At 58.3% G+C, this 2,296-nt stretch carries 2 protein-coding genes; both read left to right on the top strand.

The window, feature by feature from the left end:
- The first annotated feature begins 129 nt into the window (after positions 1-129).
- Positions 130-591: a P27 family phage terminase small subunit gene (locus B2W52_RS03480; RefSeq protein ID WP_286801307.1), complete on the top strand. Its 462-nt coding sequence runs from the start codon at positions 130-132 to the stop codon at positions 589-591.
- Entirely contained in the window at positions 591-2,279 is a 1,689-nt protein-coding gene (locus B2W52_RS03485; RefSeq protein WP_286801308.1) for a terminase large subunit, read from the top strand. The genes B2W52_RS03480 and B2W52_RS03485 overlap by 1 nt, the downstream gene beginning before the upstream one ends.
- The last annotated feature ends 17 nt before the right edge of the window (positions 2,280-2,296 follow it).

Genomic DNA, 2,296 nt, shown 5'->3' on the forward strand with positions numbered 1-2,296 from the left:
CATCCAGGCCTTGAGCTTTCCAAAACGGCTTGAGGCCTTTGTAAGTGGTCACTCCGACCAGCACTCGTGATTTTTTACGATGGCAAAATTGAGGTAGGGGGGGTATCCGAAAGGGTGCCCCTTTTTTTTATGACTGCAGGACGTAGACCAAAGCCGGCACAGCTGAAAGTCCTGGAAGGGAATTTCAGAAAGGACCGGGATAGCCACGGTGCGAATGAGCAGCGGCCGATCGGTCTGCCGGAATGCCCGAAGTGGCTGCCGCGCTCTGCAAAGAAATACTGGTCTGAGGTAGGGCCTCAGCTGGAAAAGGCCGGACTGATCTCGTTGCTGGACCAGGCGGCGTTTGCTGCTCATTGCGACTCGGTTGGCAAGTTCGAGGAAATCACCAAGAAGCTGAAACGGCTGGAGGACATGGTGGACTTCACGCCGCAGAACTATGCGGTTCAGTCGGTCTATTTCCAGATCCGGAACAAGCTGTGGGATCAGGTGATGAAGAGTGCGAATGAATTTGGTCTGACTCCAGCGGGTGCCAGTAAGGTGAAAGCGCCGGCCCAGGGCCAGCTCGATCTGGGTGGATTCGAGAGTATCTGATGACCAGGGATTACGTCGCCATCGCAATGGAGTACATCCGGCAGGTGATTGACGGCGAGATTCCTGCCTGCAAATGGGTACGGCTGGCCTGTCAGCGGCAGCTGCGAGACCTGGACAGGGAAGGCACGGCAGATTTTCCCTATTGGTGGGAGCCAGCACTGGCGAACCGGGTCTGCCAGTTCATCGAATTGCTGCCCCACGTCAAGGGCGAGTGGGCGCGGGAGCGAAAGCGGCTGGAGCTTCAGCCCTGGCAGATCTTCCGCCTGACTACGGTGTTTGGCTGGATCAACGAGGACGGGTACCGCCGATTCAAGACGGCCTACAACGAGATGCCTCGAAAGCAGGGCAAGTCATCCGAAACTTCAGGCGTTGGCCTGTATCTGCTTACCGCTGACGGTGAGCCGGGCGCCGAGGTATACAGCGCTGCCACCACACGGGACCAGGCACAGATCACCTGGAAAGACGCCAAGCAGATGGTCGACCGGACGCCCGGGCTTCAGGCCCGTTTTGGTGTCGCGACAAGCTCGAAATCGATCTATGTCGAGCACACGAACAGCGTGTTTCGCTCCCTGAGCCGGGACCAGGGCGGTAACCACGATGGCCTGAACGTACACGGCGGCCTGATCGATGAGCTGCATGCGCACAAGACCCGCGAAATTTTCGATGTTATCGAAACAGCGACCGGTGCCCGAAAGCAGCCTCTGCTGTGGCTGATTACCACGGCCGGGTTCAACCGGGCCGGTATCTGCTACGAGCAGCGCGCTTACGTGACGAAGATTCTGGAAGGTGTGGTCAAGGACGAAAGCTACTTCGGAATCATCTACACGATCGACGAAGACGACGACTGGACGGAGCCGGCCAGCTGGATAAAGGCCAACCCGAACTGGGGAATTTCGGTCAATCCGGAAGACATCGAGCGCAAGGCTCGCAAGGCCATGACGATGGCGGCGGCCACTAACAACTTCCTGACCAAGCATCTGAACGTCTGGGTAAACGCGGATACGGCCTGGATGGATCTTCAGGCGTGGGAGCGGTGCGGCAATCCGGCGCTCACGCTGGAGGGATGCGCCGGGCGCAAGGCTTGGATTGGGCTGGATCTGGCTTCCAAGATCGACATCGCGGCGTTGGTTGTCCTGGTGGAAGAAGACGACGGTGGGTACGCCGCTTTCGGCAAGTACTACATACCCGAGGACGCAGCAGAAGAGGGCCGGAACCAGCACTATTCAGGGTGGGCTCGTCAGGGGCTGGTAACCCTGACGCCTGGTGCAACCACGGATTTTGCGTTCATTGAGCAGGACTTGCGGGAGCTTGCCGGCCTTCTGGATATCCAGAGTGTTGCGTTCGATCCCTGGCAGGCAACCTATCTGGCGACGCGGATGCTGGAAGAGGGGCTGCCGATGATCGAGTACCGGCAGACGGTCCAGAACATGAGCGAGCCCATGAAGACTCTGGAAGCCCTTACTCTCGAAGGCCGAATCCGGCACAACGGCGACCCAGTGTTGACCTGGATGATGTCCAACGTGGTGGCGCATCTGGATGCCAAGGACAACATCTATCCCCGGAAGGAGTTTCCGGAAAACAAGATTGACGGGGTTGTGGCCCTGATCATGGCTCTTGGGCGGGCAATTCGCTCCGAGGGCGATCCGATTCAGCCATCCATTTACGATACTTCGGACGTGACATGCTGATCTCTGTTCTCACTTTC

Source organism: Marinobacter sp. UBA2498, assembly GCF_002341575.1.
Classification (GTDB): domain Bacteria; phylum Pseudomonadota; class Gammaproteobacteria; order Pseudomonadales; family Oleiphilaceae; genus Marinobacter; species Marinobacter manganoxydans.

Excerpts from the sequence above, each read along its gene's own strand:
- B2W52_RS03480 (WP_286801307.1), top strand. The coding sequence starts at position 130 with ATGACTGCAGGACGTAGACCAAAGCCGGCACAGCTGAAAGTCCTGGAA.
- B2W52_RS03485 (WP_286801308.1), top strand. The coding sequence starts at position 591 with ATGACCAGGGATTACGTCGCCATCGCAATGGAGTACATCCGGCAGGTG.